The sequence below is a fragment of the Pseudomonas mandelii genome (genome assembly GCF_002251635.1).
In the GTDB taxonomy this organism is placed as follows: Bacteria; Pseudomonadota; Gammaproteobacteria; order Pseudomonadales; family Pseudomonadaceae; genus Aquipseudomonas; species Aquipseudomonas mandelii_B.
The window spans coordinates 1-25,398 of the sequence record NZ_NMOJ01000074.1; the positions used below are offsets into that span (position 1 = coordinate 1).

Annotated in this window: 22 protein-coding genes; 10 read left to right on the forward strand and 12 right to left on the reverse strand. The window is 60.7% G+C overall.

The genetic code is table 11. The features are described 5' to 3' along the window. The first annotated feature begins 16 nt into the window (after positions 1 to 16). The 3 genes from B7L09_RS10535 (at position 17) to B7L09_RS10545 (ending at position 2,581) form a co-directional block, all read left to right on the forward strand. Positions 17 to 307 carry an ArsR/SmtB family transcription factor gene (locus B7L09_RS10535; RefSeq protein WP_094468767.1) on the forward strand — a complete coding sequence of 97 codons (291 nt, stop codon included), beginning with the start codon at positions 17 to 19 and terminating at the stop codon, positions 305 to 307. Between the two features lie 34 nt (positions 308 to 341). Beyond that, positions 342 to 1,508: an MFS transporter gene (locus tag B7L09_RS10540; RefSeq protein WP_094468742.1), complete on the forward strand. Its 1,167-nt coding sequence runs from the start codon at positions 342 to 344 to the stop codon at positions 1,506 to 1,508. 23 nt (positions 1,509 to 1,531) lie between these two features. After that, positions 1,532 to 2,581, forward strand: coding sequence for an alkene reductase (locus B7L09_RS10545; protein ID WP_094468743.1), 1,050 nt, complete (start codon positions 1,532 to 1,534; stop codon positions 2,579 to 2,581). Between the two features lie 249 nt (positions 2,582 to 2,830). Here the strand turns inward: B7L09_RS10545 and emhR are convergent, their stop codons facing one another. Continuing rightward, positions 2,831 to 3,463, reverse strand: coding sequence for an efflux system transcriptional repressor EmhR (gene emhR / locus B7L09_RS10550; RefSeq protein WP_094468744.1), 633 nt, complete (start codon positions 3,461 to 3,463; stop codon positions 2,831 to 2,833). A gap of 265 nt (positions 3,464 to 3,728) precedes the next feature. Between emhR and B7L09_RS10555 the strand changes: the two genes are divergently transcribed. The 7 genes from B7L09_RS10555 (at position 3,729) to B7L09_RS10585 (ending at position 13,810) form a co-directional block, all read left to right on the forward strand. After that, on the forward strand, positions 3,729 to 4,886 hold the full coding sequence (locus B7L09_RS10555; protein WP_094468745.1) for an efflux RND transporter periplasmic adaptor subunit: 1,158 nt from the start codon (positions 3,729 to 3,731) through the stop codon (positions 4,884 to 4,886). 3 nt (positions 4,887 to 4,889) lie between these two features. Beyond that, on the forward strand, positions 4,890 to 8,039 hold the full coding sequence (locus B7L09_RS10560; RefSeq protein ID WP_094468746.1) for an efflux RND transporter permease subunit: 3,150 nt from the start codon (positions 4,890 to 4,892) through the stop codon (positions 8,037 to 8,039). Then, positions 8,036 to 9,496 carry an efflux RND transporter outer membrane subunit EmhC gene (gene emhC, locus B7L09_RS10565; protein ID WP_094468747.1) on the forward strand — a complete coding sequence of 487 codons (1,461 nt, stop codon included), beginning with the start codon at positions 8,036 to 8,038 and terminating at the stop codon, positions 9,494 to 9,496. The genes B7L09_RS10560 and emhC overlap by 4 nt, the downstream gene beginning before the upstream one ends. A gap of 441 nt (positions 9,497 to 9,937) precedes the next feature. Further along, positions 9,938 to 11,197 (forward strand): OprD family porin, encoded by a 1,260-nt coding sequence (locus B7L09_RS10570; protein WP_094468748.1) that lies wholly within the window; start codon positions 9,938 to 9,940, stop codon positions 11,195 to 11,197. 192 nt (positions 11,198 to 11,389) lie between these two features. Beyond that, the gene (locus B7L09_RS10575; RefSeq protein ID WP_094468749.1) at positions 11,390 to 12,580 is read left to right on the forward strand and encodes an NAD(P)/FAD-dependent oxidoreductase; all 1,191 of its coding nucleotides are present in this window, start codon (positions 11,390 to 11,392) and stop codon (positions 12,578 to 12,580) included. 27 nt (positions 12,581 to 12,607) lie between these two features. Continuing rightward, positions 12,608 to 12,973, forward strand: coding sequence for a helical membrane plugin domain-containing protein (locus B7L09_RS10580; RefSeq protein WP_255141820.1), 366 nt, complete (start codon positions 12,608 to 12,610; stop codon positions 12,971 to 12,973). Positions 12,974 to 12,994: 21 nt separating this feature from the next. Continuing rightward, positions 12,995 to 13,810 (forward strand): methyltransferase domain-containing protein, encoded by an 816-nt coding sequence (locus B7L09_RS10585; protein WP_094468750.1) that lies wholly within the window; start codon positions 12,995 to 12,997, stop codon positions 13,808 to 13,810. A 193-nt stretch (positions 13,811 to 14,003) separates the two neighbouring features. On the opposite strand, the gene pcaC is transcribed toward B7L09_RS10585, so the two are convergent. The 11 genes from pcaC to pcaR form a co-directional block, all read right to left on the reverse strand. Then, positions 14,004 to 14,396, reverse strand: a complete 393-nt coding sequence (gene pcaC / locus B7L09_RS10590; protein ID WP_094468751.1) for a 4-carboxymuconolactone decarboxylase — start codon at positions 14,394 to 14,396, stop codon at positions 14,004 to 14,006. Between the two features lie 10 nt (positions 14,397 to 14,406). Next, positions 14,407 to 15,198: a 3-oxoadipate enol-lactonase gene (gene pcaD / locus B7L09_RS10595; protein ID WP_094468752.1), complete on the reverse strand. Its 792-nt coding sequence runs from the start codon at positions 15,196 to 15,198 to the stop codon at positions 14,407 to 14,409. A 10-nt stretch (positions 15,199 to 15,208) separates the two neighbouring features. After that, positions 15,209 to 16,573 (reverse strand): 3-carboxy-cis,cis-muconate cycloisomerase, encoded by a 1,365-nt coding sequence (locus B7L09_RS10600; protein WP_094468753.1) that lies wholly within the window; start codon positions 16,571 to 16,573, stop codon positions 15,209 to 15,211. Positions 16,574 to 16,618: 45 nt separating this feature from the next. Then, positions 16,619 to 17,923, reverse strand: a complete 1,305-nt coding sequence (locus B7L09_RS10605; protein WP_094468754.1) for an MFS family transporter — start codon at positions 17,921 to 17,923, stop codon at positions 16,619 to 16,621. 186 nt (positions 17,924 to 18,109) lie between these two features. Next, positions 18,110 to 18,676 (reverse strand): protocatechuate 3,4-dioxygenase subunit alpha, encoded by a 567-nt coding sequence (gene pcaG / locus B7L09_RS10610; protein WP_094468755.1) that lies wholly within the window; start codon positions 18,674 to 18,676, stop codon positions 18,110 to 18,112. Between the two features lies 1 nt (position 18,677). Then, a complete protein-coding gene (gene pcaH, locus B7L09_RS10615) occupies positions 18,678 to 19,382 on the reverse strand; it encodes a protocatechuate 3,4-dioxygenase subunit beta (protein ID WP_094468756.1) in 705 nt (234 codons plus the stop codon). 35 nt (positions 19,383 to 19,417) lie between these two features. Further along, the gene (pcaF, locus tag B7L09_RS10620; protein ID WP_176457685.1) at positions 19,418 to 20,623 is read right to left on the reverse strand and encodes a 3-oxoadipyl-CoA thiolase; all 1,206 of its coding nucleotides are present in this window, start codon (positions 20,621 to 20,623) and stop codon (positions 19,418 to 19,420) included. Continuing rightward, positions 20,620 to 21,399, reverse strand: coding sequence for a CoA-transferase subunit beta (locus B7L09_RS10625; protein WP_094468758.1), 780 nt, complete (start codon positions 21,397 to 21,399; stop codon positions 20,620 to 20,622). Before B7L09_RS10625 ends, pcaF begins: the two co-directional genes overlap by 4 nt. Beyond that, positions 21,399 to 22,256, reverse strand: a complete 858-nt coding sequence (locus B7L09_RS10630; RefSeq protein WP_094468759.1) for a CoA transferase subunit A — start codon at positions 22,254 to 22,256, stop codon at positions 21,399 to 21,401. The genes B7L09_RS10625 and B7L09_RS10630 overlap by 1 nt, the downstream gene beginning before the upstream one ends. Before the next feature lie 269 nt (positions 22,257 to 22,525). Continuing rightward, a complete protein-coding gene (gene pcaK / locus B7L09_RS10635; protein WP_094468760.1) occupies positions 22,526 to 23,872 on the reverse strand; it encodes a 4-hydroxybenzoate transporter PcaK in 1,347 nt (448 codons plus the stop codon). 127 nt (positions 23,873 to 23,999) lie between these two features. Next, positions 24,000 to 24,842 carry a pca regulon transcriptional regulator PcaR gene (gene pcaR, locus B7L09_RS10640; protein WP_094468761.1) on the reverse strand — a complete coding sequence of 281 codons (843 nt, stop codon included), beginning with the start codon at positions 24,840 to 24,842 and terminating at the stop codon, positions 24,000 to 24,002. Positions 24,843 to 25,398: the final 556 nt, after the last annotated feature.

Sequence of the window (25,398 nt, forward strand, 5' to 3'; positions counted from 1 at the left end):
AACNCGAGCAACCGCCATGTCCATCGACCTCGACGAAATAATAAAAGCACTGGCACACCCAGTACGACGAGACATTCTCACCTGGCTCAAAGACCCGAAAGTGCAGTTCCCAGAGCAATTGCACAACCACGAATACGGCATCTGTGCCGGGCAGATCGACCAGCGCTGCGGCTTGTCCCAGTCGACCGTGTCGGCCCACCTGGCCACCCTGCAACGGGCCGGGTTGATCAGCAGCCAGAAGGCCGGGCAGTGGCACTTTTTCAAACGCAATGAGGAAATCATCCAGGCCTTCAGCAAAGAGCTCTGACCCTTTACGTCAGTACGCCGATAAGGAATCAACAATGCCCCTCTCGCTACTCATACTGGCCCTGAGCGCCTTCGCCATCGGCACCACAGAGTTCGTCATCATGGGCTTGCTGCCCGATGTGGCGGCGGACCTGGGCGTGTCGATTCCCGGCGCCGGCTGGCTGGTCACTGGCTACGCACTGGGCGTGGCCATCGGCGCGCCCTTCATGGCCCTGGCCACCGCCAGGCTGCCACGCAAGGCCGCCCTGGTAGCGTTGATGGGCATCTTTATTGTCGGCAACCTGCTCTGTGCCCTGGCCAGTGATTACAACGTGCTGATGTTTGCCCGTGTGGTCACGGCCCTCTGCCACGGCGCGTTCTTCGGTATCGGTTCGGTGGTGGCGGCAGGTCTCGTTCCGGCNAACAAGCGTGCTTCCGCTGTAGCCTTGATGTTCACCGGCCTGACCCTGGCCAACGTACTCGGCGTGCCGCTGGGTACCGCGCTGGGCCAGGAAGCCGGCTGGCGCTCGACCTTCTGGGCAGTGACCGTCATTGGGGTGGTGGCGCTGATCGGCCTGATTCGCTTCCTGCCGGCCAAGCGCGACGAAGAAAAACTCGACATGCGCGCCGAACTGGCCGCCCTCAANGGCGCCGGGATCTGGCTGTCGTTGAGCATGACCGCGTTGTTCGCAGCCTCCATGTTCACCCTCTTCACCTATGTCGCGCCGCTGCTCGGCGACGTCACCGGCGTGTCGCCCAAAGGCGTGACCTGGACCCTGCTGCTGATCGGCCTGGGCCTGACCGTGGGCAACATCATCGGCGGCAAGCTGGCGGACAAGCGCCTGGCGGCCACCCTGATCGGCGTGTTCATCAGCATGGCGGTGGTCTCCACGGTGTTGACCTGGACCAGCGTCGCGGTGATCCCGACTGAAATCACCTTGTTCCTCTGGGCCACCGCGTGCTTCGCCGCCGTCCCCGCCCTGCAAGTGAACGTGGTGACCTACGGCAAGGCTGCGCCGAACCTGGTGTCCACCCTGAACATCGGCGCCTTCAACATCGGCAACGCCCTGGGCGCCTGGGTTGGCGGCAGTGTGATTGCCCACGGTTTCGGCCTGACCAGCGTGCCTCTGGCCGCTGCGGCCCTGGCGATTCTTGCCCTGCTGGTGACCCTGATTACTTTCCGTCAGAGCGGCGATGCCGACCTGGCCCCTGCGACCAACTGATACNTNAAGAGGGGTGTTATCCCATGACGACTATTTTCGATCCGATCAAACTGGGCGACCTGGAACTGTCGAACCGCATCATCATGGCGCCGCTGACCCGCTGCCGCGCTGATGCCGGTCGCGTGCCCAACGCGCTGATGGCCGAGTATTACGTGCAACGCGCTTCCGCCGGGCTGATCATCAGCGAAGCCACTTCCGTGACGCCGCTGGGCGTGGGCTACCCGGACACTCCGGGTATCTGGTCCAACGACCAGGTGCGCGGCTGGGCCAATGTGACCAAGGCGATCCACGGTGCTGGCGGCAAGATTTTCCTGCAACTGTGGCACGTCGGCCGGGTTTCCCACGAGTCGTACCTGAACGGTGAAGCGCCAGTCGCACCGAGCGCCATCCAGCCGAAGGGTCACGTCAGCCTGGTTCGCCCATTGGCCGACTACCCAACGCCGCGTGCCCTGGAAACTGCTGAAATCGCCGACATCGTCGATGCTTACCGCGTCGGTGCCGAAAACGCCAAGGCCGCAGGCTTTGACGGCGTGGAAATCCACGGCGCCAACGGTTACCTGCTCGACCAGTTCCTGCAGAGCAGCACCAACAAACGTACCGACAACTACGGTGGTTCCCTGGAAAACCGTGCGCGCCTGCTGCTGGAAGTGACTGACGCCGCCATCGAAGTCTGGGGCGCCGGCCGTGTCGGTGTGCACTTGTCCCCGCGCGCCGACTCCCATGACATGGGCGACGACAACCTGGCCGAAACCTTCACCTACGTCGCCAGCGAACTGGGCAAGCGTGGCATCGCGTTCATTTGCTCGCGTGAAAAAGAAGCCGGCGACAGCCTCGGCCCACAACTGAAAAAAGCCTTCGGCGGCCCGTACATCGCCAACGAACGCTTCACCAAAGACAGCGCCAATGCCTGGCTGGCTTCCGGTAAGGCTGATGCGGTGGCGTTTGGCGTACCGTTCATTGCCAACCCGGACCTGCCGGCGCGCCTGAAGGCGGATGCGCCGCTTAACGAAGCGCGTCCCGAGCTGTTCTACGCCAAGGGCCCAGTGGGTTACATCGACTATCCCGTGATGTAAGCATCCCCCTTGAAATGCAAAAGCCCCGACTCGAAAGAGCCGGGGCTTTTTGTTGCGCCACGGTTATTCACAGGACTTCACACCGATTCACACGCGCGACACAAAATCCCTACAAAATACGTAGCTCGCTACCTTTCAACCTGACGAGCGTGCGTATATAAAAGCATCACGGTGCATTAAGGCGAACATTGAAGGGATCAACGCTCGCCTTAATGGTTGACATAACCGGATCCAATTACGCATTTTGTTTTATTTGCGCAGGCTGGGGCTCAGGCGCAGCATGTCCAATCCTGTATTGACCCAACGCTCGGCTTCGGTGTGCAGTTGAAAACTGTCCGGGGCCAATAGCCACTGGTACAGCATGCCATCGATGTAGGCGTGCAGGCTGATGGCCGCGCGGGCCGTGTCGAGGTCCTCGGGCATTTGCCCCCGATTCACCGCATTACTCAGGGCCAGGGCGATTCGCACATTGCAATCGAGGCTGACTTCACGACGCTGCTGACGCAGATCGCACATTTCATCGGTGAATTCGCACTTATGAAACAAAATCTCGTTGATGCGCCGGGTTTTCGGGTCCAGAGCCACCTGATGAAACAAATGAATCAACAACTTGCGCATGCAGCCCAGCGGATCGAGTTCATCTTCGCTTTCACTGGCCCTGGCCATTTCATCCAGCGGCTCTTTCAAGCTATCGAGCATGGCCTGCACCAGGTCCGCCTTGTTGCTGAAATGCCAGTAGATNGCCCCGCGCGTCACCCCGGCCAACGCGGCGATGTCCGCCAGCGTAGTCCGCGCAACGCCGCGCTCATAAAAGGCTTGTTCTGCCGCTTCCAGTATCTGGCTGCGGGTTTCTTGAGCTTCCTCTTTGGTACGACGGACCATGGCAGTAAAACCTCAATCAGGATGCTTCAGCGATGCCTGAACAGCCGCTGAACAAAAGTGGGGCGAGCGCTCTTGGGACTCGTCCCCGGCTTACAATTCGAACCTTTGACGGGCGTTGGTAACAGGGTGGATACGCAGCCAAGGTGTTTACAAACAACCATGAACGTAAGTATATTCCTTAGCAAGCTACTTATCCACCCACAGCTTGTTTTTTACCCTTCCACACTTCTTGTGCGCATTCTGCGCGCCTGACCCGAGGATCTTCATGCAACTTAAGCCAGCTGTTACCGCTCTGGTCACTGCCGTCGCCCTGGCATCGCTGCTCAGCGGATGTAAAAAGGAAGAAGCGGCTCCGCCCGCTCAAACCCCTCAGGTCGGCGTGGTCACCATTCAACCGCAAGCCTTTACCCTGACCACCGAGCTGCCGGGCCGCACGACGGCTTACCGCATCGCGGAGGTTCGTCCTCAGGTCAATGGCATCATTCTCAAGCGCCTGTTCAAGGAAGGCGGCGACGTGAAGGAAGGGCAACAGCTCTACCAGATCGACCCGTCGGTGTATGAAGCCACCCTGAAAAGCGCACAAGCGAGCCTGACCCAAACCAAGTCGATCACCGACCGCTACAAGCAGTTGGTCGATGAGCAAGCCGTCAGCCGTCAGGAATACGACACGGCCGTTGCCAACCGCATGACGTCGGAAGCCAACGTGCAAACCGCCCAGATCAATGTGCGCTACACCAAGGTCTACGCGCCGATTTCCGGCCGCATCGGCCGTTCGAACGTGACCGAGGGCGCGCTGGTGACCAGTGGCCAGGNCGATGCCATGGCCGTGATCCAGCAACTGGACCCGATCTACGTCGACGTCACGCAGTCCTCGGCAGAAATGCTTGAGCTGCGCCGCGAACTGGAAAGCGGTCGCCTGCAAAAGGCCGGTGACACCGCGGCAGCGGTCAAGCTGACCCTGGAAGACGGCACCGCCTACGGCCAGGACGGCAAGCTGGAGTTCTCCGAAGTGTCGGTCGACCAGACCACCGGTTCCGTGACCCTGCGCGCCGTGTTCCCGAACCCTGAACACACCCTGCTGCCGGGCATGTTCGTCCACGCCCAGCTGCAAGCCGGCGTGAACAGCAAGGCTATCCTGGCACCGCAGCAAGGCGTGACCCGCGACCTGAAGGGCACTCCAACGGCGCTGATCGTCGGTGCGGACAACAAGGTCGAACTGCGTCAGCTCAAGGCCAGCCGCACTGTCGGCAGCCAATGGCTGATCGAAGACGGCCTGAAGGCCGGCGATCGTCTGATCACCGAAGGACTGCAATTCGTCAAACCTGGCATCGAAGTCAAAGCCAGTGAAGCGACTAACGTTGGCGCAAAGAACCCGGCCCCCGCACAGGCAGCTGACAAGGCTTCCAGCGGCAAAGGGGAGTAATCCATGTCGAAATTTTTTATCGACCGCCCCATTTTCGCCTGGGTTATTGCCCTGGTGATCATGCTGGTCGGGGCACTTTCGATCATGAAGTTGCCCATTAACCAATACCCGGCCATCGCGCCGACCGCCATCGACATCCAGGTGACCTACCCAGGTGCGTCCGCACAAACCGTGCAGGACACCGTGGTGCAGGTCATCGAGCAACAGCTCAACGGTATCGACAACCTGCGTTATGTTTCCTCGGACAGTAACTCCGACGGCAGCATGACCATCACCGTGACGTTCAACCAGGGTACCAACCCGGATATCGCCCAGGTTCAGGTGCAGAACAAGCTGAACCTGGCGACCCCACTGCTGCCGCAAGAAGTGCAGCAGCAAGGTATCCGCGTGACCAAGTCGGTGAAGAACTTCCTGATGGTAATCGGTCTGGTGTCGGAAGACGGCAGCATGACCAAGGACGACCTGTCCAACTACATCGTGTCGAACATCCAGGACCCGATTTCGCGGACCGCGGGTGTCGGTGACTTCCAGGTCTTCGGTTCCCAGTACGCGATGCGTGTCTGGCTCGACCCGGCCAAGCTGAACAACTTCAACCTGACGCCAGTGGACGTGAAAGCGGCCATCGCGGCGCAGAACATCCAGGTGTCCTCCGGGCAACTGGGTGGCCTGCCTGCTGCGCCTGGCCAACAGTTGAACGCCACCATCATCGGCAAGACCCGCCTGCAGACTGCCGAGCAGTTCNACAAGATCCTGCTCAAGGTCAACAAGGACGGTTCGCAAGTGCGCCTGTCCGATGTCGCCGACGTGGGCCTGGGTGGTGAAAACTACAGCATCAACGCTCAGTTCAACGGCGCGCCGGCTTCCGGTCTGGCGGTGAAACTGGCCAACGGTGCCAACGCCCTCGACACCGCGAAAGCGTTGCGCAACACCATCAACACGCTCAAGCCGTTCTTCCCGCAAGGCATGGAAGTGGTCTTCCCCTACGACACCACCCCGGTGGTGACCGAGTCGATCTCCGGCGTAGTCGATACCCTGGTCGAAGCGATCGTGCTGGTGTTCCTGGTGATGTTCCTGTTCCTGCAGAACTTCCGCGCGACCATCATCACCACCATGACCGTACCCGTGGTGTTGCTGGGTACCTTCGGGATCCTGGCGGCGTTCGGTTTCACCATCAACACCCTGACCATGTTCGGCATGATCCTGGCCATCGGCTTGCTGGTGGATGACGCCATCGTCGTGGTGGAAAACGTCGAGCGGGTCATGAGCGAAGAAGGCCTGTCACCCAAGGAGGCTACCAAGAAATCCATGGGGCAGATCCAGGGTGCACTGGTCGGTATCGCCCTGGTCCTGTCGGCGGTACTGCTGCCGATGGCGTTCTTCAGTGGCTCTACCGGTGTGATCTACAAGCAATTCTCGATCACCATCGTCTCGGCCATGGCCCTGTCGGTACTGGTTGCGCTGATCTTCACCCCGGCACTCTGCGCCACCATGCTCAAGGCAATTCCGAAAGGCGAGCACGGCACGCCGAAACGTGGCTTCTTCGGCTGGTTCAACCGCAGCTTTGACCGTGGCGTCAAAAGCTATGAGCGTGGCGTGGGCAACATGCTGACGCACAAGGCGCCGTACCTGCTGGCCTACTTGATCATTGTCGTCGGCATGATCTGGCTGTTCACCCGCATTCCAACGGCGTTCCTGCCGGAAGAAGACCAGGGCGTTCTGTTTGCCCAGGTGCAGACCCCGGCCGGCTCCAGCGCCGAGCGCACGCAGGTGGTGATCGATGAGATGCGCTCCTACCTGCTGGATAAGGAATCGAGCGCCGTGGCTTCTGTGTTTACCGTCAACGGCTTCAACTTCGCCGGTCGCGGCCAAAGCTCGGGCCTGGCGTTCATCATGCTTAAGCCGTGGGATCAGCGGGATGCGGAAAACAGCGTGTTCAAACTCGCCGCCCGCGCCCAGCAGCACTTCTTCACCTTCCGCGATGCGATGGTGTTCGCCTTCGCGCCACCCGCCGTACTGGAGTTGGGTAACGCCACCGGTTTCGACGTGTTCCTGCAAGACCGCGCCGGTATCGGTCACGACAAGTTGATGGCGGCTCGCAACCAGTTCCTCGGCATGGCGGCACAGAGCAAGGTGCTTTATCAGGTGCGTCCGAACGGCCTGAACGACGAGCCGCAATACCAGTTGGAAATCGATGACGAGAAAGCCAGCGCGCTGGGCCTGACCCTCACCGACATCAACAGCACCCTGGCGATCGCCCTGGGTGGCAGCTACGTCAACGACTTCATCGACCGCGGTCGGGTGAAGAAGGTGTACGTGCAAGGTCAACCCAATTCGCGGATGAGCCCGGAAGACATCAAGAAATGGTATGTGCGTAACGCCGCCGGAACCATGGTGCCCTTCTCCGCCTTCGCCAAGGGCGAGTGGATCTACGGTGCGCCGAAGCTTTCGCGTTACAACGGTGTAGAAGCGATGGAAATCCTCGGTGCCCCGGCCCCGGGCTACTCCACCGGTGAAGCCATGGCGGAAGTCGAAGCCCTGGCGAAGAAACTGCCGGCCGGTGTCGGTATTTCCTGGACCGGTCTGTCGTACGAAGAGCGGCTGTCCGGCTCACAAGCGCCCGCGCTGTACGCGTTGTCGCTGCTGATGGTGTTCCTGTGCCTGGCGGCGCTGTACGAAAGCTGGTCGATCCCGATCGCAGTGATGCTGGTGGTGCCGCTGGGGATCATCGGGGCGCTGCTGGCGACCAGTCTGCGGGGACTCTCCAACGACGTTTACTTCCAGGTGGGCCTGTTGACAACCATCGGTCTGGCAGCGAAAAACGCCATTCTGATCGTCGAGTTCGCCAAGGAACTGCATGAGCAAGGGCGTAGCCTGCGTGATGCGGCAATCGAAGCGTGCCGGATGCGTTTGCGACCGATCATCATGACCTCGCTGGCCTTCGTGCTCGGTGTGGTACCGCTGGCGATTTCCACGGGCGCCGGTTCAGGTAGCCAGCATGCCATCGGTACCGGCGTAATTGGCGGTATGATCACCGCCACCGTCCTGGCGATCTTCTGGGTCCCACTGTTCTTCGTCACCGTGTCGTCCATTGGCCAGCGCAAAAAAGCCGACCAGGACGACGCTATTGAACCTTCTAAAGAGGCTGGCCAATGAGCAAGTCGCTACTCTCCATCGCAGTTGCCGCCTTCGTGCTGAGCGGCTGCTCGCTGATTCCCGACTATCAGCGCCCCGAAGCGCCGGTGGCTGCTCAGTTCCCGCAGGGGCCGGCGTATTCGTCGGCCCAGGCGCCGGGCCAGGCCGCTGCCGAGCAGGGCTGGAAGCAGTTTTTCCATGACCCTGCCCTGCAACAGCTGATCCAGACCGCGCTGGTGAACAACCGTGACCTGCGTGTCGCGGCCCTGAACATCGACGCCTATGCGGCGCAATACCGCATCCAGCGTGCCGATCTGTTCCCGGCTGTTTCGGCCAATGGCACCGGCAGCCGTCAGCGCCTTCCGGCACGTGCGTCGCAGACTGGCGAAGCGGGCATCAGCAGTTCCTATTCGGCTACAGTTGGCATCAGTGCCTATGAACTCGACCTGTTCGGTCGGGTTCGCAGCCTCAGCGAAGAAGCCCTGCAGAAGTACTTCGCCACTGAAGAAGGACGTCGCAGCACTCAGATCAGCCTGGTGGCCAGCGTGGCCAACGCCTACCTGACCTGGCAGGCCGACAAGGAACTGCTCAAGCTGACCCAGGACACCCTGGGCGCATTCGAGCAGAGCTACAAGCTCACCACGCGCAGCAACGAAGTCGGCGTGGCCTCGGCCCTGGACCTGGGCCAGTCGCGCACCTCGGTGGAAAATGCCCGCGTGCAANTGGCCAAGTACACCCGTCAGGTCGCGCAGGATGAAAACAGCCTGGTGCTGCTGCTCGGCACCGGCATCCCGGCCAATCTGCAAGCCGCCAAGCCGTTGGCCGACGACCTGCTGAGCGACGTGCCGGCCGGTCTGCCATCGGACTTGCTGCAACGTCGTCCGGATATCCTCCAGGCCGAGTACAACCTGAAAGCGGCCAACGCCAACATCGGCGCGGCACGGGCGGCGTTCTTCCCGAGCATCAGCCTGACGGCTAATGCCGGGACCTTGAGTCCAGACCTGTCCGGTCTGTTCAAGGGCGGTTCGGGCACCTGGTTGTTCTCGCCGCAGATCAACCTGCCGATCTTCAACGCCGGCAGCCTGCGCGCCAGCCTCGACTACGCCAAATTGCAGAAAGACATNGGCGTGGCGAACTACGAGAAATCCATCCAGACCGCGTTCCAGGAAGTCGCCGACGGCCTGGCTGCCCGCCAGACCTACAACGANCAGCTGCAGGCGCAGCGTGATTTCGTCGCCGCCAACCAGGACTACTACCGCCTGGCCGAGCGTCGCTACCGCATTGGTGTCGACAGCAACCTGACCTTCCTCGACGCCCAACGCCAGCTGTTCAGTGCCCAGCAATCGCTGATCACCGATCGCCTGGCGCAGCTGATCAGTGCGGTCAATCTGTACAAGGCACTGGGTGGTGGCTGGAACGAGCAGACGGCGAAAGTCGAACCGCTGAAAGAAGAAGCGCCGAAGATGAAGTTGTTCTGATAGCGCTGTGAAAACACCAAGCCCACCTTTTTGGTGGGCTTTTTGTTGGCTGCGGGAAAAGGTGTGGTGTCAGTAATGGCCTCTTCGCGGGCAAGCCCGCTCCCACAGTGTCCGTGTCGAACACAAACTTTGTGAACCCCGCTGAACCTGTGGGAGCGGGCTTGCCCGCGAAGAGGCCAGCCCAAACAACGCAAAAACCTCAGACCAACATGCGTTCGGTAACCGCCCAAAACCCGCTTTCCCCGATTGAACCCTCCAGCCCATCCCCCGCACCATTCGTCGCACAAGACCAATAACATCAGGTTCGACACCATGCCCCCGCGCCCTGCCCTGTCCGGCTGATCCCGCCCCGCTTTTTCACAAAATCGAATCCCTTGTCTGCAACCCCGACGTTGCGGCAGCGCCCCGTTTCATCCCTAACAATTAGAGAGACCCGAGCCCATGACGCCTTCCACCACGCGGTACCACTTCCCAAGCCTGATAGCCATCGCCCTGGCCTGCGCGGCCCTGCCAGCCATGGCCGAGGAGTCGGGTTTTGTCGAAGACGCCAAGGTCAACCTGAACCTGCGCAACTTCTACTTCAACCGCAACTTCACCAACCCGACCAANNCCCAGGGCAAGGCNGAAGAGTGGACGCAAAGTTTCATCCTCGACGCCAAGTCCGGCTTCACCCAGGGCACCGTGGGTTTCGGGCTGGACGTGTTGGGNTTGTACTCGGTGAAGCTCGACGGCGGCAAAGGCACGGGCGGAACGCAGTTGCTCCCGCTGGATCACGACGGTCGCCCTGCGGACAACTTCGGTCGCACCAACGTGGCGTTCAAGGCCAGGTTGTCGCAAACCGAAATCAAGGTCGGTGAATGGATGCCGGTGCTGCCGATCCTGCGCTCGGACGACGGTCGCTCCCTGCCGCAAACCTTCCGTGGCGGCCAGATCACCTCCAANGAAATCGCCGGCCTGACCCTCTATGGCGGCCAGTTCCGTGCCAACAGCCCGCGTGACGACAGCAGCATGTCGGACATGTCGATGTCCGGCAAAGCTGCTTTCACCTCCGACCGTTTCAACTTCCAGGGCGGCGAATACGCATTCAACGACAAGCGCACCCAAATCGGCGTGTGGAACGCCCAGCTCAAGGACATCTACCGCCAGCAGTACGTGAATCTGATTCACAGTCAGCCCATTGGCGACTGGACCCTCGGCGCCAACCTGGGTTTCTTCTACGGCAAGGAGGACGGCAGCGCCCGCGCAGGTGACCTGGACAACAAAACCTGGTCCGGCCTGTTTTCGGCCCGCTATGGGGGCAACACGTTCTACGTCGGCCTGCAAAAACTCACCGGCAACAGCGCGTGGATGCGGGTCAACGGCACCAGCGGCGGCACCCTGGCCAACGACAGCTACAACTCCAGTTATGACAACGCCCGGGAAAAATCCTGGCAAGTGCGCCACGACTACAACTTCGTCGCCCTCGGCATNCCCGGCCTGACNCTGATGAACCGCTATATCAGCGGCAGTAACGTGCACACCGGCACCATCACCGACGGCAAGGAATGGGGCCGCGAGAGCGAATTGGGCTACACCGTGCAAAGCGGCGCACTCAGGGACCTCAACGTACGCTGGCGCAATTCCACGATGCGCAGGGACTTCAGCAATAACGAGTTCGATGAGAATCGGTTGATCGTCAGCTATCCGATCAGTTTGTTGTAACCGCACCCTGGCAGCGGTCGACGTCAAAAGGCCGCTGCCTGTAACCACCTGTCGGCTTGCCTGGTATTTTGCGAGCGGGCAGATACAGTCAAAAAGCGTGTTTAATTCTCCATCACTGATGTAGGAGCCCCTGTTTTCTTCCGTTATCTCCGGATGCTGTACGCGAAGCTGCCATGACCCGGGAGGTCAGGTATGAGCAAGCGAATAGTTATCGTCGGTGGCGGCGTTGGTGGAACCATGCTGGCCAATCAACTGGCCGGCAAGCTGTATCCAGAAATCCTGCGCGGCGAAGTCTCGATTGCACTGCTGTCCAATTCCCCCGATCACTTCTATAAACCGGCGTTCATGTACGTAGCGTTCAACCTGTTTTTCCAGGAAGAACTCAAGCGTGCGGAGCGTTCACTGTTACGCCCGGAAATCACCTTCAACGTTGAAGAAGTGACACGTTTTGATTTCCCCGGGCAACGCCTGAAAACCCGTAGCGGAAAGGTTTACGACTATGACTTTCTGGTCATCGCCACAGGTTGCGTACCCGCTCCGGAACGCATCGAAGGCCTGAAGGAAGCCGGCGACCATTTCTATCAATACGAGCCCGCCCGGCAGTTGGCACAACGGCTTAGCACGATCGAGAAGGGCCGCATCTTTATTACGGTGTCCTTCCCGCAAACGCCTAATGTCCCGCATCAATGCGGTATCGCCCCCGTCGAAACCACGTTGATGCTTGATGATTTCTTGCGGCGTCGTGGCGTGCGGGACAAGGTGGAAATCATCTACACCTACCCGACCACGGCTCAACTGCTGCGTAACTGCCTGTTCCTGCAGCGCCCGACAGGGGAAATTCTGCCGAGTATTTTCGAGCAGAAAAATATCCGCTTTCAACGCGGGTTCACCCTGAAGCGGGTCGATCCGGACAAAAAAATTGCGTACTCCGAAGAAGGTGACGAGCAATCCTTCGACATTCTGATGGCAACACCACCGATCAGGGCTGTGGATGCCGTGCTGGAGTCCGGCGCCTCACAAGCGCCCAACCACGAAGGCTGGTTGCCGACCAACCATGAAACGTTGCAGGTCTACGGCCTGGAAAACGTCTACGTCATCGGTGACACCGTCGACCTGCCTGTCAGCAAAGCCGGCGGCGCCTGCCATAACCAGGCCCCTGTCATCGCCAATAACATCGCCGCCGAAATTCGTCTGGGCACCACCATCGCTGTTTACGACGGGCGTGTGCAGGCTGTGGCGCAGATGGGGCTGAATGCCGGTATGCCGCTTTGGTATGACTACCAGCACGATGTTCTGCCAACCCCGCCCACCAAACTCGGCGGGTTACTCAGACACGGATTCAATCGCGGTCTGTACTGGGCTGTCGCCCGCGGAATGCTTTGACCCTGCACCGGGAGAGGATGAATCGTCATGGACCTGTCAAATGAATCAATCAGCCCCGCCATCAGCCCGGTATTAAACGCGCTGATGGAAAAGCTTAAACCGTTGATTGACGGTGGGCGGCTGGACAACCTGGTGGACCTGCTTTCGCTGGTCAGCGACCTCGTCGATCTGCTGGACCCACCCATGGTGGAAAAACTGGCAGTGCTTTTCGAGAACGCAACCGCGACCACCTGGAGCGTCAGCAATGCCATACGCACGGCAAAAGCCGACAGCACAAAAAGCGAACAGCCCCCTGGGGTTTACCAGTTGCTGAAATTACTGCGCGAGCCCGATACACGACGAGGTGTGGGGTTTGCGCTCAAAACCCTCAACGTCATTGGAAGACAACTTTGAACCGCCAGAGAGCACAACCTCATGAGCACCAAACTGCAAACAAGGAAGGGCCCCGCAGACTGGGACGCCACCGCCTACCAGCAATTCTCGCGACTTCGACAACGACCGGTGATCGAGCTACTCGAGCGCGTCGACGTTGAAAACCCCAAACGCATCTACGACCTTGGCTGCGGCACCGGCATTGCGACGCAAGTTTTGGCCAAACGCTGGCCCCGCGCACACCTGATGGGCATCGACAGTTCGGAGCAGATGCTTCAGGAGGCCCGATGTTTGCCGATCAACGCGCAGTGGAAGCAGTGCGATCTGCAGAACTGGCAACCGGAGCAACCCGCCGATCTACTCTTTGCCGCTGCCGTGCTGCACTTCATCGACGGTCACGAACAGTTGCTGCCGCGTTTGCTCGGTTATCTCAATCCGGGCGGTTGCCTGGCGGCGCACATGCCTGACTGGCGGGATTCGGTCTGGTATCGACTGATGCTCGATACGCTCAACGATGGCGGCTCCAACGGCAAACCGCTCGGCTGCGCACAACTGCGCGAGACGATGGCGGCGCGGCCGTTGCTGTCGCTGGAAAATTACCACCGGCTGTTCTCACCGATTACCCGGACGCTGGATATCTGGGAGACCGAGCAGTTGCAGGTCGTGGACGGCAAGTCGCCGATTTATGACTGGATCAAGGTCTCGGCCTTGCGGGCGGTGATGCAAGGGTTGAAGGATGAGGAACAGGCGCGGTTCATTTATCACTTCATGATGCGGGTGCATGCGCATTACCCGCATGAGAGCGATGGGCGCACGTTGTTTCCGTTCAAGCGGATCTTTATTATTGCGACCGTTTAAATTTCAGAATGGATGCAGGCTGATCCACNNCCGTTTAAATTTCAGAATGGATGCAGGCTGATCCACCGCTATCGCGGGCAAGCCCGCTCCCACAGTGGTCTGGTGTGAACACAAGTTTTGTGTTCCCTGAAGATCCCTGTGGGAGCGGGCTTGCCCGCGAAGGCGTCAGCTCAGCCACCGCAAATCACCAGGATTACTCCCGCGATTCAACCCCCAGCTCATCCCACACCGACTCCGCCAGGTGAAACGTCGCATTCGCCGCCGGGATCCCGCAGTAGATCGCGCTCTGCATCAGCACCTCCTTGATCTCGGCGCGGGTCACGCCATTACTGGCGGCAGCACGTAGATGCAATTTCAACTCTTCACTGCGGTTCATCCCAATCAACATGGCGATGGTGATCAGGCTGCGGGTATGCCGAGGCAGGCCGGGGCGCGTCCAGATATCACCCCAGGCATGGCGGGTGATCATTTCCTGGAACTCGCTGTTGAACTCGGTCAGGGCATTGAGGCTGCGGTCGACATGGGCATCGCCCAGCACGTCGCGGCGCACTTGCAGGCCATCGGCATAACGTTGTTTCTCGTCCACAACAACCCCCTTAATCAGCTGACAAAAACGTCAGTACCCGTTCGCTGAACGCAGCACCGGCCTGGACGTTGGACAAATGCGCGGCGTAGAACTCGGCGTACTCGGCGCCCTGCACATGCGCCTGGATAAAGTGACCACCGGATGGCGGCGTCACCGCGTCTTCAGTGCCGGCGATCACCAGCAGCGGCACCTTGATCGCGGACAGCTGATCACGGAAGTCGGCATCGCGTACGGCCGCGCAATTGGCGGCGTAACCCTCAGGTGAAGTGGCAGCGAGCATGTCGGTAATCTGCCTGGCCTGNGACGGATTGGCCTCGGCAAAGTCTGGGGTAAACCAGCGCGCAATCGACGCATCGCGCAGCGCGACCATCGCTGCCGGACCGTCCCGCAGCACGGTTTCAATCCGTGGGTTCCACACCGACGGGTCGCCGATTTTCGCGGCGGTGTTGCACACCACCAGTTTGTTCAGCCGCTCGCCAGCGTTGATGCCCAACCACTGGCCGATCAAACCGCCCATGGACAGACCGCAAAAATGCGCGCGCTCGATGTGCAGTGCATCCAGCAACGCCAGCACGTCGTGCCCCAGTTGCTCGATGCTGTACGGGCCCGGCGTGACCAGCGATTTGCCGTGCCCCCGTGTGTCGAAACGCAGCACCCGGAAATGCTTGGAGAACGCGGCGATCTGCGCGTCCCACATGTGCAGGTCGGTGCCCAGCGAGTTGGAGAGCACCAGCACTGGCGCGTCGACCGGACCTTCCAATTGGTAATGCAGTTCGCCCTCGGCGAGTTGTACAAAGGCCACAGCGGTCTCCTTACGCGGTCAATGCAGAATGTTCAGCCACCGCTCGCTCGACCCAGGCATGGGCCTGACCGAGGTAATGGGCGGGGTCCAGCAGACGATCGAGTTCAGCATCCGACAGTTCGGCGGTCACTTGCAGCTCGTCACCGAGTACCGCTCGCAAATGACGTTGTTCGGCCACCGCACGTTTGCAGCATTGCTCCAGCAGATGGTGCGCGGTGTCGCGGCCGACCCGTTGCGCGAGGACGATGCTCACCGCTTCGGCCAACACAAGACCTTGGGTCAAGTCGAGGTTGCGGGCCATGCGCTCGGCGTCGACTTCCAGTCCATCCGCCACCAGCAACGCNTGNTTNAGGCNGCCGGACACCAACCGGCAAATCTGCGGCAGGGTTTCCCATTCGGCATGCCAGAGGCCCAAGCTGCGCTCGTGTTCCTGGGGCATGGCGCTGAACAGGGTCGAGAGCAGACCGGGAACGCGGGTGGCGGCGCTGATCAGCACAGCCGCGCCGACCGGGTTGCGTTTGTGCGGCATGGTCGACGAGCCACCTTTACCCGGCGCCGACGGTTCGAACACTTCGCCGGCTTCGGTCTGCATCAACAGGCTGATGTCGCGGCCGAGTTTGCCGAGGCTGCCGGCGATCAAACCAAGTACCGCGCCGAACTCCACCAAGCGATCACGCTGGGTGTGCCAGGGCTGATCCGGCAGTGTCAGTTTCAATTCTTCAGCCAGCGCTTGGCCAATCGGCATCGCCTGGTCGCCGAGGGCCGCGAGGGTTCCGGATGCGCCGCCGAATTGCAGCACCAGCAGGCGCGGTTTGAGTTCTTGCAGACGTTGTCGGCTGCGGGTGATGGCGCCCAGCCAACCGGCGATTTTCATGCCGAGGGTGACCGGCGTTGCGTGCTGCAACCAGGTGCGTCCGGCCAGCGGTGTGGCGACGTAACGCTGGGATTGGGTTGCCAATGTTTCGCCCAGTTGCGCCAGATCGCTTTCGATCAGCTCCAGCGCCCGGCGCAGTTGCAGCACCAGGCCCGTGTCCATCACGTCCTGACTGGTCGCACCCAGGTGCACGTAGCGTTCAGCGTCGGCATCGTTGGCGGCGATCTGTTTACCCAACGCCTTGACCAGCGGAATCGCCGAATTGCCTGCCGTGGCGATCGCCTCGCCGAGGGCTGAAAAGTCGTAATGTCCGGCCACACAAGCCGCTTCGATCGAGGCGACAACCGATTGCGGAATCAAGCCCACCCGCGCCTCGGCCCGGGCCAACGCCGCTTCGAAATCGAGCATGGCCTGAACCCGGCCCTGATCGCAAAACACTTCACGCATATCGCGGGCAGTGAAATAGGCATCGAACAATTGATTGCCCGGTCGCTGGTTCATAAACAGTCCCTGAAGGCGTGGGCCAGTCGGGCCCACGCAGATGGATCAAAGGTCGTGGTGCAAATACTTGGCTTCTTTCGGCAGGCGCAGGCTGAACAGGAACGCCACCGCCATCATCACCGTCACGTACCAGTAGAAGGAGTTTTCCATGCCCGCGGCTTTGAGGCTCAGGGCCACGTATTCCGCCGAACCACCGAAGATCGCATTGGCTACCGCATACGCCAGGCCAACACCGAGTGCGCGCACTTCCGGCGGGAACATTTCGGCTTTTACCAGGCCACTGATCGAGGTGTAGAAACTCACGATCGCCAGNGCCANGGTAATCAGCACAAAGGCCAGGAATGGGCTGCTGACACTTTTCAGACTCAGCAGGATCGGCACGGTGCACAGCGTACCCAATGCACCGAACCACAGCATCGAGTTACGTCGGCCGATTTTGTCCGCGAGCATGCCGAACAGCGGCTGCATGCACATATACAGGAACAGCGCGCCGGTCATGATGTAGCTCGACGTCTTGGCGTGCATGCCCACGGTGTTCACCAAATACTTCTGCATGTAAGTGGTGAATGTGTAGAAAATCAGCGAGCCGCCGGCGGTGTAACCGAGCACGGTAATAAAGGCTGCTTTATGGTTGCGGAACAACGCGCGGATGCTGCCGGCGTCCTTGTTTTGACGCATTTCCTTGCTGGTGGTTTCTTTGAGCGTGCGACGCAGGAACAGCGAGATCAACGCCGCCACCGCACCGACCACAAACGGGATCCGCCAGCCGTAGGCACGCAGGTCATCTTCAGTAAGGAACTGTTGCAGGACCACCACCAGCGACACCGCCAGCAATTGCCCGCCGATCAGCGTCACGTATTGGAACGAAGCGAAGAAACCGCGCTGGCCCTTGAGTGCAACTTCACTCATGTAGGTTGCGGTGGTGCCGTATTCGCCACCCACTGACAAGCCCTGCAGCAAGCGGGCGAACAACAGCATGATCGGCGCCCAGACGCCGATGTCCTTGTAGGTCGGCAGGCAGGCGATGAGCAACGAACCGAAGCACATCATCAGAATCGAGATCAGCATCGAATTTTTGCGCCCGTGCTTGTCCGCGACACGGCCAAACAGCCAGCCGCCGATAGGCCGCATCAGGAACCCGGCGGCGAACACGCCGGCGGTGTTGAGCAGTTGGACCGTTGGGTCGTCCGACGGAAAAAACGCCGGGGCGAAGTAAATGGCGCAGAACGCGTAGACGTAGAAGTCGAACCATTCGACGAGGTTGCCNGACGAGGCGCCGACAATCGCAAAGATCCGCTTGCTGCGCTCTTCGCCGGTGTAATGCTCTGTAGTAGCCGTGTTAGTTGTCATTGTTTTTCACTCTTTGAGGACCATGACAGTCTAGACACACTCTGCAACAGTCCCGTTCCACCGATAGATCAGCAACACCAATCCCCCCTGTAGGAGCCGGCTTGCTGGCTCCTACAGGGAGATCAGCAACACCAATCCCCCCTGTAGGAGCCGGCTTGCTGGCTCCTACAGGGATTTTCGGTGTTTTCAGTAATCGAAGAACACCGTCTCGGCATCGGTGCCTTGCAGGATGACATTCCACTGATAAACACCCGACGCATCCTGCTTCGCCAGCAAGGTACTGCGGCGCTCGGCCGGTACACATTCCAGCAGCGGGTCGTCGAGGTTCGCCGGTTCGCCCTCAAAGTAAATCCGCGTCAGCAAGTGCTTCACCAACCCACGCGCAAACACCAGCACCACCAGGTGCGGCGCCTGGGTGGTGCCCTTCAGNCCNTCCACCNTTCCGGGTTTGATCGTGGTGAAACGAAAGCGCCCTTCGGCGTCCACTGGCACCCGGCCGAAGCCTTCGAAGTTCGGGTCNACAGCCTTTTCCTGCTCATCCTCCGGGTGGTCGTACTTGCCGGCGGCATTGGCCTGCCAGACTTCGAGCATGGCGTCGTTGACGACATCACCGTTGCCGTCCACCACTTGCCCGCTGATCGCCACGCGCTCGCCCAGTGTCGCGGGCACGGTCAAGTCTTCGCGGTTCAGCCAGGTCAGGCCAATGTGGTAATACGGCCCGACGGTGTGGGACGTGGTCGCATTGAGTGTCATCTCATTTCTCCATCGGCGTGGCGTCGCGGCCGCGCAGGACGATGTCCCAGCGGTAGCCGAGGGCATAGGAAGGAATGGTTTTTTCCAGGTCGAAGCGGGCGATCAAGCGCTGCTTGGCCGAGGTGTCCGGCACACAGTTATAGATCGGGTCATATTCCAGCAGCGGGTCGCCCGGGAAATACATCTGCGTGACCAGCCGCGTCAGGATGCTCGGCCCGAACAGCGAAAAGTGGATATGCGCCGGGCGCCACGCGTTGTGGTGGTTGCCCCACGGGTAGGCGCCGGGCTTGATGGTCTGGAACTGATACCAACCTTCGGCATCGGTGACGGTGCGCCCGGTGCCGGTGAAGTTCGGGTCCAGCGGCGCGTCGTGCAGGTCACGCTGGTGGTTGTAGCGACCGGCGGCATTGGCCTGCCAGATCTCCACCAGAATGCCCGGTACCGGCAGGCCGTTTTCATCCAGCACGCGGCCATGGATGATGATGCGTTCGCCCTGGGGCTCGCCCNCGTGCTGCACCGTCAGGTCGTTGTCCTTCTCGTTGATACGCTCGGCGCCGATGGTCGGGCCGGTAATTTCCGACAACGAATGTGGCAAAAACACCAACGGCTTGGACGGCGCGCGACGGTTGGTGGATTGATAAGTCGGGTGCAGATAGTCCGGCTGGGTGCCTTCCTGCGGGCGACGGTAACCAGGCTTGTCAGTCATTTCGCTTTCCTCTGTTCTTATTAGTCTGCCGGGCGTCAGACGCGTTCGATGGCCAAGGCCAGACCCTGGCCGACACCGACGCACATGGTCGCCAGGCCTTTGTNGCCGCCGGTTTTTTCCAGCTGGTGCAGCGCNGTCAGGACCAGACGCGCACCGCTCATGCCCAACGGATGGCCCAAGGCAATGGCGCCACCGTTCGGGTTGACCTGGGCCGCGTCGTCCGCCAAGCCCAGCTCACGCAGTACCGCTAACCCTTGGCTGGCGAAGGCTTCATTGAGTTCGATCACATCGAAATCGCTGACGGCCAGCCCGAGGCGCTCGNTCAGTTTGCGTACCGCCGGCACCGGGCCGATGCCCATCACGCGCGGCGCGACACCGGCACTGGCCATGCCCAATACCCGAGCGCGGGCGGTGAGGCCGTGTTTCTTCACCGCTTCGGCCGAGGCCAAAATCAGCGCCGCCGCGCCGTCGTTCACACCGGAAGCATTACCGGCGGTGACGGTTTTGTCGGGACCGTTGACCGGTTTCAGTTTGGCCAGGGTTTCCAGGGTGGTGTCAGCGCGTGGATGCTCATCCTGGCTGACGACGGTTTCCCCTTTCTTGTGGGCAATCCGCACTTCGACGATTTCTTCAGCGAAAAATCCTGCAGCTTGCGCGGCGGCAGTGCGCTGCTGGCTGCGCAGGGCGAAAGCGTCCTGATCCTCGCGGGATACGGCGTAATCGTCGGCGACGTTGTCGGCGGTCTGCGGCATCGCATCCACGCCGTATTGGGCCTTCATCAGCGGGTTGATAAAACGCCAGCCGATGGTGGTGTCTTCCAGTTTCATGGCGCGTGAAAAGGCCGCGTCGGCTTTACCCATCACGAACGGTGCGCGCGACATCGACTCGACGCCACCGGCAATCGCCAGCTCCATTTCACCGCTGGCGATTGCGCGGAACGCGGTGCCGATGGCGTCCATGCCCGACGCGCACAGGCGATTGAGGGTGACGCCGGGAATGCTCTCCGGCAGGCCNGCCAGCAACAGCGCCATGCGCGCGATGTTGCGGTTGTCTTCCCCGGCCTGGTTGGCGCAGCCGAGAAACACCTCATCCACTGCGTTCCAGTCCACCGACGGGTTGCGCTCCATCAGCGCCTTGATCGGCACGGCGGCGAGGTCGTCAGCACGCACCGCTGACAAGCCGCCACCGAAACGGCCGATGGGGGTGCGAATCGCGTCGCAGATATAAACGTCGCGCATCATGCTTCTCCCGGTGCCTGGCCGTGGGCGGCGGCGGTGCGAGCTTCCAGGTCCCTGAGCGCCTTCAGCTCGACGTCGGTGGGCTCGGCGGTGTGTTCAACCGTCTCGGCAAACCGAATCGCCCAACCGGTGGCCGCGATCACTTGCTCACGGGTCACGCCCGGGTGCAACGCGGTCACCACAAACTCGTGGCTGCCCTCCTCCGGTTCCATGATGCACAGGTCGGTAATAATCCCGACAGGACCGGCACCCGGCAGGCCGAGACGCTTGCGAGAATCACCGCCCTCGCCGTGGCCGACCGAGGTGATGAAGTCGAGTTTGTCGACAAAGGAGCGTGCCGANTGCTTGAGAATGATCAGCACGCTCTTGGCCGAGCCGGCAATCTCCGGCGCGCCACCGGCACCTGGCAGGCGCACTTTGGGATGGTGATAATCGCCGACCACGGTGGTGTTGATATTGCCGAAGCGGTCGACCTGGGCGGCGCCGAGGAAGCCGACGTCAATGCGCCCGCCTTGCAGCCAATAGCGAAAAATCTCACCGGTCGGTACCACGGTGTCAGCGGTTTCCGCCAGTTCGCCATCGCCAATAGACAGGGGCAATACAGACGGTTTGGCACCGATCGGGCCGGATTCATAGATCAACACCACATCCGGCGACGAGGTCAGGCGCGCCAGGTTGGCGGCCTTGGAGGGCAAGCCAATGCCGACGAAGCACACCGAGCCGTTTTTGAGGCGGCGCGCGGCGGCGACGGTCATCATTTCATTGGTCGAGTAAGCCATTACTTGGCCTCCTGCGCGGCGGCCAGCTTGGCCTGGAATTCACTGAAGTCGGCGGTGCCGTGGATGTATTCGTCGATCCAGGCGGTAAAGGTCCCACGGTCGCGGGCGATCGGGTCCCACGCCTGATAGAAACGGTTGTCACGCTCGTTGTAACCGTGGGCGTAGGACGGGTGCGCACCGCCGGGCACGTGGCACACCGCAGTCAGGGCCCAGGTCGGCAGCACACAGCTGTTCATCGGTGCGTTCAAGTCATCGACGATTTCTTCCACCGTGACGATGCAACGCTTGGCCGCCAACGCCGCTTCCTTTTGCACGCCGAGAATGCCCCAGAGCAACACGTTGCCCTTGCGGTCGGCCTTTTGGGCGTGGATCACGGTGATGTCCGGACGTACCGACGGCACCGCCGCCAGCACTTCGCCGGTGAACGGGCAGGTCACGGTTTTGATCAACGGGTTGACCTTGGGCAGATCAGAACCGGCGTAGGCGCGCAGCACCGCGAACGGCAGGCCCGAGGCACCGGCGACGTAGGCATTGGCCAGGTCGGCATGGCTGTGTTCTTCGATCTCCAACGGTTGCGGCCATTGCTTCTCGACGGCGTCGCGCAGGCGATGCAGGGAACCCACACCCGGGTTACCGCCCCAGGAGAAAATCAACTTGCGAGCGCAGCCGGCGCCGATCAACTGGTCGTAGATCAGGTCAGGCGTCATACGCACCAGCGTCAGGTCTTTCTTGCCCTGACGAATGATTTCATGACCCGCTGCGGTAGGGATCAGGTGAGTAAAGCCTTCGAGTGCGACGGTATCGCCGTCGTTCACGAATTGCTTCACGGCGTCACGCAGCGAAAGGATTTCAGCCATGGGGCAGGCTCCCGTTTGTGATGAACCGACAGTGGTAGAAAAAGGCGCGATGCGCAGCGCCGGAATGACTGCAGGTTAAGCCTGTGCAAAACGCCAAACAATCCGATAATCGACTGAGTGTTCGTTTATCGAACAGATTGTTGTCTGACTACCGATCCTTAAAAGCATCGCGGGCAAGCCCGCTCCCACAGGTTGATGCGCAATCCTTGTGGGAGCGGGCTTGCCCGCGAAGAGGCCCTCAAACGCACCGAAGATGTTGAAATCCGGACTCAGGTCGCATCCGCATGACTGACCATGCCCTTGATCACCACCGCCAGAGTCGCCAACGCGGCCGGGATCACCAGTGCCGTCAGCACTTGCTCGAAGTTCCAGCCCAGGCCCAGCAACGTGGCGCCCATCCACGCGCCGAGAATCGCGCCGAACCGGCCAATCCCGAGCATCCACGACACCCCGGTCGCGCGCCCTTGGGTCGGATAAAAACGCGCCGCCAGCGACGGCATTGCCGATTGCGCACCGTTGACACACATCCCGGCAATCAGCACCAAGGTCGCCAGCAGTGTGATATTGCCCAGGCTCTGCCCTACCGCGTAGGCAAACACCCCGGCAAGCAGATAGAAAATACCGATGACTTTGTGCGGATTGAACCGGTCCATTGCCCAGCCCACACCCACCGCACTCAGTACCCCTCCGAACTGGAACAATGCACCGATAAACGCGGCCTGTTCCATGCTGGCGCCACTGTCGCGCATCAAGGTTGGCAGCCAACTGGTCAACAGGTAAACAATCACCAGGCCCATGAAGTAGGTAAGCCACAGCAACAAGGTGCCGGCGCTGTAGGTGCCGGAGAAGATCACCGCGAACACGTTGCGGGCCTTGACGGTTTTCTGTTCCGGCACGCTGAAGCTCGACGCCTGGGCGACGACCGTCGGATCGATCGGTGCGAGGGCCTTGCGCACTTTGTCGGTGCCACGGTTGCGCACGACCAGGTAACGCGCCGACTCCGGTAGCCAGAACAGCAACACGACGGTGAGGATCAACGGCAGAATCCCGCCGATCAGCAGCAGACTGTGCCAGCCGAACGCCGGGATCAGCTTGGCCGAGATAAACCCGCCACCGGCCATGCCCAGGTTGAATCCACAGAACATGCTGGTCACCAGCAGCGATTTATGGCGCTCGGGAGTGTATTCGGAGAGCANCGTGGTGGCGTTCGGCATCCCGGCGCCGAGGCCCAGGCCGGTGAGGAAGCGCAGCACCAGCAGTTGATCGACGTTGGTGCTGTAAGCCGAGGCCAGGCTGAAAGCCCCGAACAACAATACCGCGCCGACCAGTACGACTTTTCGCCCAAAGCGGTCAGCCAAGGGACCGGAGCCCAGTGCGCCGAAGACCATGCCGATCAACGCGGCACTCATTACCGGGCCGAGACTGGCTCGNTCGATGCCCCAGTCCTGGGACAGCGCGGGCGCAATAAACCCCATGGCGGCGGTGTCGAGGCCATCAAGGAACACAATCAGGAAACACAGGATCACCACGCGCCACTGGTAGCGCGAAATGGGTTGAGCATTGATGAAGGACTGCACATCGAGGCAGTTCCCTACAGCAGACTGAGGCTGGTTCATTATTTTTATTCCACGCAAGAACGCAGTCGGACATGTGCCAGCCAAGGCTGGCGCTGCCGCGACATTAGTGATCTTGGGGAAACAGCGTCAATTCGATAAACGCAACTCTGTGCGTTTATCGAACAGCTTAGGCAAACAACTGGGCACTGAGGTCACGACTGGCGCTCAACAAACCAGGCAGGAAACGCTGCTCCAGCTCGTTGCGGCTGACCCGTCCGGCGTGGGTACTGACGTTGAGCGCGGCCACTACCTGGCCCGAAGCGTCGTACACCGGAACAGCAATNGAGCGCAGGCCCTGCTCCAGTTCCTGGTCAACGATGCACCAGCCTTGTTGCCGCACTTCTTGCAGACATTCGAGCAACGCCTCGGGGGTGTGCAAGGTTCGGCTGGTCTTGGCCTGGAACTCCGCATGGTCGAGGTATTCGCGCAGCGACGTGTCGTCCAGTGCCGCAAGAAGAATCCGGCCCATGGACGTGCAATACGCGGGCAACCGCCCGCCCACCGACAGGTCCACGGAAATCAGGCGTTGTGTGGTCGCCGAGCGAGCGATATAAAGGATGTCGTCGCCTTCCAGCGTGGCCATGTTGCAGGCTTCATGCAGTTGCTCGCTCATGCGGTCCAGATACGGCTGGGCCGACACCGCCAGTGGCGTCGAGGACAAGTAGGCATGGCCGAGCGTCAGCACTTTGGGCAGCAGCGAATAGGTGCGACCGTCGGTGGTGGCGTAGCCGAGTTTGATCAGGGTGTGCAGGCAACGTCGCACAGCGGCGCGGGGGATTTCGGTACGGTGGCTGATCTGGGCAATGGTCAGGTGGCGCTTGCGCTCCTGGAACGCTTGAACCACCGCCAATCCCCGGGCCAGGGANGTCATGAAATCCGGGTCNCCGGTCAGCGCCTGGATGCGCTTGGCCGGTGAAGCCACGATCGGCGGCGCCGCTGAAGCGAAGGAATTGCGCATTTGATCGTTCATATCAGGTCCTTTTCCTACACGGCTCAGCGGCTATTACATGCGGCTTCGGGTCCGGCACACAAGCCACAGGCCGCAAGATTGGGCGATTATCGAACCATCGACCGATAATCGCAATCGGCCTTACAGGCGATGGCCACCTTATCCGCGCTGATTTGCGCAGTGTCCGCTACATGCTTTTATTCTTCGCTGATTAAGGGCTGATGTAGTGGGGTTAACTTGTTCGACTTTATGGCGTCAGAAAGACATCGTCGCAATGTGACATCATCCACACCCTAGTTACCGCTGAAAGTTGTGAGTAACAAAACAATCACACAGGTAGAACTACTTTTAACTCTCAAGCGATAGTGTTCTTCGGATCGACCGCTATAATGCACCTCAGTGGCGAAGCGGTTTTTACGTGCCGGTTCCGCTACCCGGCAGCCCGGTTTTCTATCGTCGCTGCCTGCAGCAAGCGCTTGACGCTCATTTCATATGTTCCGCCAACGCGCTCGCTGAAACAGGTAACTGATGCTACGTCAGCTGTTTTTCTCTGGTGCCGTGGCCGCCTGCAACATGG

Excerpts from the sequence above, each read along its gene's own strand:
- B7L09_RS10535 (WP_094468767.1), top strand. The coding sequence starts at position 17 with ATGTCCATCGACCTCGACGAAATAATAAAAGCACTGGCACACCCAGTA.
- B7L09_RS10545 (WP_094468743.1), top strand. The coding sequence starts at position 1,532 with ATGACGACTATTTTCGATCCGATCAAACTGGGCGACCTGGAACTGTCG.
- B7L09_RS10575 (WP_094468749.1), top strand. The coding sequence starts at position 11,390 with ATGAGCAAGCGAATAGTTATCGTCGGTGGCGGCGTTGGTGGAACCATG.
- B7L09_RS10580 (WP_255141820.1), top strand. The coding sequence starts at position 12,608 with ATGGACCTGTCAAATGAATCAATCAGCCCCGCCATCAGCCCGGTATTA.
- B7L09_RS10585 (WP_094468750.1), top strand. The coding sequence starts at position 12,995 with ATGAGCACCAAACTGCAAACAAGGAAGGGCCCCGCAGACTGGGACGCC.
- B7L09_RS10630 (WP_094468759.1), bottom strand. The coding sequence starts at position 22,256 with ATGGCTGAAATCCTTTCGCTGCGTGACGCCGTGAAGCAATTCGTGAAC.